Origin of the sequence: Dyella silvatica, from assembly GCF_026283955.1 — a bacterium.
GTDB classification, from domain to species: Bacteria; Pseudomonadota; Gammaproteobacteria; order Xanthomonadales; family Rhodanobacteraceae; genus Dyella_C; species Dyella_C silvatica.
This window is the reverse complement of the sequence record NZ_JAPDPE010000196.1, coordinates 1-4965: the sequence shown is the minus strand read 5'-3', so window position 1 is coordinate 4965 and position 4965 is coordinate 1. Positions and strand designations below refer to the sequence as shown.

5 protein-coding genes are annotated in these 4965 nt (G+C 60.3%); 4 read left to right on the top strand and 1 reads right to left on the bottom strand.

Annotated elements, in window-relative coordinates; all coding sequences use genetic code 11:
- Positions 1-1201 (bottom strand): xylose isomerase (gene xylA / locus OUZ52_RS22295; protein WP_266160794.1); only part of this gene is annotated, 1201 nt, incomplete at its 3' end.
- 183 nt (positions 1202-1384) lie between these two features.
- On the opposite strand from xylA, the gene OUZ52_RS22290 reads away from it, so the two are divergent.
- From OUZ52_RS22290 to OUZ52_RS22275, 4 genes are all read left to right on the top strand, one after another.
- Positions 1385-2557: a XylR family transcriptional regulator gene (locus OUZ52_RS22290; RefSeq protein ID WP_266160793.1), complete on the top strand. Its 1173-nt coding sequence runs from the start codon at positions 1385-1387 to the stop codon at positions 2555-2557.
- A 307-nt stretch (positions 2558-2864) separates the two neighbouring features.
- On the top strand, positions 2865-3227 hold the full coding sequence (locus OUZ52_RS22285) for a YciI family protein (RefSeq protein WP_266160792.1): 363 nt from the start codon (positions 2865-2867) through the stop codon (positions 3225-3227).
- A 293-nt stretch (positions 3228-3520) separates the two neighbouring features.
- Positions 3521-3829, top strand: coding sequence for a hypothetical protein (locus OUZ52_RS22280; protein ID WP_266160791.1), 309 nt, complete (start codon positions 3521-3523; stop codon positions 3827-3829).
- Positions 3830-4058: 229 nt separating this feature from the next.
- The gene (locus OUZ52_RS22275) at positions 4059-4439 is read left to right on the top strand and encodes a VOC family protein (RefSeq protein WP_266160790.1); all 381 of its coding nucleotides are present in this window, start codon (positions 4059-4061) and stop codon (positions 4437-4439) included.
- Positions 4440-4965 lie beyond the last annotated feature (526 nt).

Genomic DNA, 4965 nt, shown 5'->3' with positions numbered 1-4965 from the left:
CGCCGGCAAGAATGCGAGCACCGAGATCCGCCTCCCATCCGGCATAGCGATCGGCCTTGAACGCAGCCAGCGCATCGTTCTGGATCATCGCGGCGGCTCGCTCCAGGGCCAGCGCCAACGCATCCATCGCGCCGATATGGCCGTAGAACAGATCGGCTGCCGCGCTGCTTTGCCGGCGTACCTTGGTGTCGAAATTGAAACCGCCGTGACTGAAGCCGCCGGCTTTCAGGATCTCGTAGATCACCAGGGTGAGTTCTTCGATGCTATTGGGAAACTGATCGGTGTCCCAGCCGTTTTGCGGGTCGCCGCGATTGGCATCGATACTGCCGAAAATGCCCAGGGAAATCGCCGTGGCCACTTCGTGATGAAACGAATGGCCGGCCAAGGTGGCGTGATTGGCTTCGAGGTTGACCTTGACCTGCTGCTCCAGGCCGAACTCTTTTAGAAAACCATATACCGTGGCGCTGTCGTAGTCGTACTGATGCTTGGTCGGCTCTTGCGGTTTGGGCTCGATCAACAGCGTGCCGTTGAAACCGATGCGGTGTTTGTGTTCGACCACCATCTGGAAAAAACGGCCTAGCTGGGCGCGCTCGCGACGCAGATCGGTGTTGAGCAGGGTGTCGTAACCCTCGCGCCCGCCCCACAACACATAGTTGGCACCGCCTAAACGCTTGGTGGCATTCATGGCGTGACGCACTTGCGCCGTGGCATAGGCAAACACCTCGGGCTGCGGATTGCTGGCGGCGCCGGCGGCATAACGTGGATGGCTGAACAGGTTGGCAGTACCCCATAGCAGCTGCATGCCGGTCTCGGCCTGCTTGGCTTCAAGCACCTCGACCATTTCCGCGAAATGGCGAGAGTACTCGGCGAGAGAGCTGCCTTCGGGAGCGATGTCGGTGTCGTGAAAGGTATAGAAAGGCACACCCAGCCGGCGGAAGAAATCGAACGCCGCATCGGCCTTGGCATGTGCCTGCTTCATCGGATCGCCGGCTTGCTGCCAGGGGCGCTCGAAGGTGCCGGCACCGAACATGTCGGCACCGGGCCAGACAAAACTATGCCAGTAGCAGGCGGCCAGCCGAAGATGCTCGGCCATGCTCTTGCCCAGGATGACGCGGCGCGCGTCGTAGTGGCGAAATGCTAGCGGCGTCTGCGTATCGGCGCCTTCAAAGCGAATAGGGGAAATCGAGTGGAAGTAAGTCATCGGCAGTCCTTGGTTGCCCTTGCGATGCTGCCGAGCGCCGCTGTGCTGGTGCAATTGCGAAATCCACCAGCGATTTAGTCTTTTTTGTTGTCGCGGCGCGTCATGTACCCCCGTGCCGGAGCTGTTAGCGTGCCACACACGGACACGCAAAGTTCGGCGACATCGTTAGCCATGGCTCATCTCATGCCACCTCATCGCATCGCCCTGTTGTTCAATGCGAATAAGGTTTATGACCGGCAGGTCATCGCCGGGATTGGTCAATATCTGAAATCGACCCGAGTGGAGTGGGATCTCTTCATGGAGGATGATTTCCGCTCTCGCACCCTGGGCATCCATCGTTGGGGCGGCGACGGCATCATTGCCGACTTCGACGACCCGGTCGTAGCCGAAACCCTGGCGACGCTTTCCATGCCCATCGTCGCGATGGGTGGCTCGTATGCGGACGATCGTCTCTATCCCGTCGGCACGCCTTATGTCGCCACTGACAACGTGATGCTGGTGCGAACGGCTTATGATCATTTGATCGAGCAGGGGCTTCAGCGCTTTGCGTTCTATGGGCTGCCGGCGGTGCCAGGCAATCGTTGGGCGCAAGAACGCGAAGCCGCGTTCGCGCAAATGGTCGCCACCGATGGCGTCGAGGGCATCATTTATCGCGGCTCGCCCACCAGCGCGGGCGGTTGGGGGCGAGCGCAAGAAGAAATGGTGGAGTGGGTACGCTCGCTACCCAAGCCGATCGGCATTATCGCGGTGACCGATGCGCGCGCACGGCAGTTGCTGCAAGCCTGCGTGGTGGCCGACATGCCGGTACCCGGACAGATCGCCGTCGTCGGCATCGACAACGATCCCATGGCGCAGTTGCTAAGCCGTATTTCGCTGACCTCGGTGATCCAGGGGGCCGAGGAAATGGGCCGCACCGCCGCGCAGATCCTGCATCAGATGCTGCATGGCAGCGATTGCTCGACCACGCGGGTGCTGGTGCCGCCGGTCGGGCTCAACGTGCAGGCGTCGAGTCAGCACCAGCCGAGCAAAAGCCCGCATGTGATGCGCGCGCGCCATTACATCCAGCAGTACGCGTGCCTTGGTATCAAGACCGAACAGGTGGCCGACTATGTCGGCGTCTCGCGCACCTTGCTGGAAGAGCATTTCAAGCGCGAACTGCGGCAGACCGTGCATCAGACCATTCTCGACCACAAACTGAAGATGGCGCACGGCATGCTTGCCGACCCGCGTATTCCGCTGGCGGATGTCGCTGTACGCTGCGGTTTCACCTCGTTGCAGTACATGTACGCGGTGTTTCGCCGCGAGTACGACTGCACGCCCAGGCAATTCATCGAGGCGCAGCGCTCGCGCGCCTGAACATAGACAGCGTCCGAGGAACGCCTTTGCGAATAGCCTCAGTTACGCATGGCAGGGTGCAGGAGGCCTGCCGGCAAACACGCCACGATGACCTTGAAGCTGGAGCGGGTTGAAGCCTTGGCGATAAGCGGCGGCTCGGTTCGCCGCTTATCGCGGCAGCCAGGCGTCGTTTGACGACCACCGATCCTGAATTTTCGTGTCGCACAAGCTGTCGATTCAGCCGCTGCCCATTCGTCGCCTCTATAGAGGTCCGCGCTGCTGGAGATACCAGCCGCAGGCCTTCTTCCCGACCACGATGGAGATACCCATGCGATTTCTAGTACTGATCAAGATCGACGAAAACTCAGGCCAAGTGCCGGACGAGCGGTTGATGTCCGAGATGGGCACGCTGATGCAGCAAATGAAGCAGGCGGGTGTACTGCTCGACACCGACGGGCTACGGCCGACCTCCGAAGGCGCGCGGATTCGCCTCGACAGCGGCAAGATCAAGGCGACCGACGGCCCATTCACCGAGTCCAAGGAAGTGATCGGCGGCTTCTTCATGTTGGAGGCGGCATCGCAGGAAGAAGCCCTGGAATGGGTACGACGCTTTCTGCTCACCCACGGCACCGAGTGGACGGTGGAGTGCGAGGTACGTCAGCTGGGAGGTTACTCGCAGGAGCTGATGTAAGCGCTGGGGCGCTCGCTTGCGGGAGACATCGAAGATTAACGATGCGGGCCGCTATCGGAAGCCCGGCGCGTCACGCTGTAGGCATGCTTGGCTCGCTCAGGGGCGATTGTGCGAGCACCTAGTCGTGGCGTTCTGCTCGCAGCTCATCGCAGCTAAAGCAGGTTCGGTGCCGGGCTTCATCCGCGGGTTTTCCGTGGATGAGCAGTACATGTACGCGGCACCTGACTTGTCTTCGAGTCTGCCCTCTGCCATCGTCCGCGTCTGAACAGCGCAAGGCAGCTGTGGAGCAAAGCATGGATAGCGAAGCGACAACTTCAAAACCGGTGCATCCGCTGCTGGCCGTAGTGCTCGCGGCGTCGTCGCTTTGCCTGGGGGCGGCGCTGGTGCTGGTCTGGCTTCTTTCCAGTGGCCAGGGTGGCCTAGCCGCGGGCGCCTTCTTGGGACTGTGCTTCATCGTCTTTCCCGTTGGCGCGATCTTGCTTATCGTCTACGCCGTGTGGGACATGCCATGGAAGCGCCCGTTCTGGAGTGCGTGGTTTTTCTGGTTGCAAGTACTGGTGTTAGCGATAGTCGGCAGAAGCGTCGCCATATGGCTATCGTAGTCATCGGCGTCAACATCGCCGTGGCGTTTTCCCACCAGTGGCAGGACCGGCGCACGCAGCGCTTTCACGAAGTAAGCATCCGAGTTTAGGCGCCATCGCGGCATGTGATATTGCCGACGATGCCAGTGCGATTCACACCAATCGCCTCGCTGAGATGCGCGACCAGGGCATCATCCGATCTTCAGGGGGCCGTAGGTTTCGGTAGTGAACTACCGCTTGAGAGGACGCTATGCATTACTCCCGTCTTTGCGCGCTGCTCATCGATTGCCATACGCCCGATATCGATAAGGCCGCCAGCTTCTGGGCTGAGGCTTTGGGGCGAGCGATCGACTTGAACCATCCTGGTACGCGCGGCCCTTATCGCATGCTGGACACGCCCGACGGCGAGCCCATCGTGCAAATTCAGCGCGTGACCCATGAAAGCAGGGTGCATATCGATATCGAGACCGATGACATCCCCGCTGAGGTGGCTCGCCTGCAGCAGCTAGGGGCTCAGGTGGTGGATCGCCTTGAGCGTTGGGTCGTGATGCAGGCGCCTACCGGGCAGCGATTCTGTGTGGTGCGAATACAGCGTCCGGGATTCCCCCAGCATGCCAATCGCTGGGATTGAACGCGTTGCGCCTTGCGCGACTTTCCGCTGGGTCATTGTTTGTGTGCAAGATGCGTGAATTTGTGCCGAGATTCGCGCCAAAAATCATTTAATCCCTCAAGACGGCGCGGTTTCCATTGCCCTAGCGTAAGCGCCTTACTTTGTTTCGTGCCTTCTGCGGACGTACGAGTAGCTGAAGCAGGCCTGGGAGCCCTGCGGATGGCGTCCGCGAGCGAGTAGGGCGCCAACGCAGCAGCGGGCAATGTATCGCGCCAAGATGATGGCAAGCCACGCGGGTCGAGTGCCGGTGCGTGGTCTTGCATCCATTTCGTTGAGCCGTGTTATCGCTGCGCTGGGAGCGACGATTAGTTAATGACGGCGGCTTAGCTAAGCCTTGTTGAGATATCGACGTTTTTTATTGCGGCTATTTCTATAGCCGCCACGCTATGGCATCGCGCATTCAGCATTCCTTCTGCCCAGTCCTTAGTGAGAGCACGTCATGGCCCCGCTAGACCCCCTTCGCTGGTGCGACGCATTTCTTTCAGGC

Coding starts and splice junctions, on each gene's coding strand:
- OUZ52_RS22285 (WP_266160792.1), top strand. CDS start 2,865: ATGCGATTTCTAGTACTGATCAAGATCGACGAAAACTCAGGCCAAGTG.
- OUZ52_RS22290 (WP_266160793.1), top strand. CDS start 1,385: ATGCCACCTCATCGCATCGCCCTGTTGTTCAATGCGAATAAGGTTTAT.
- OUZ52_RS22280 (WP_266160791.1), top strand. CDS start 3,521: ATGGATAGCGAAGCGACAACTTCAAAACCGGTGCATCCGCTGCTGGCC.
- OUZ52_RS22275 (WP_266160790.1), top strand. CDS start 4,059: ATGCATTACTCCCGTCTTTGCGCGCTGCTCATCGATTGCCATACGCCC.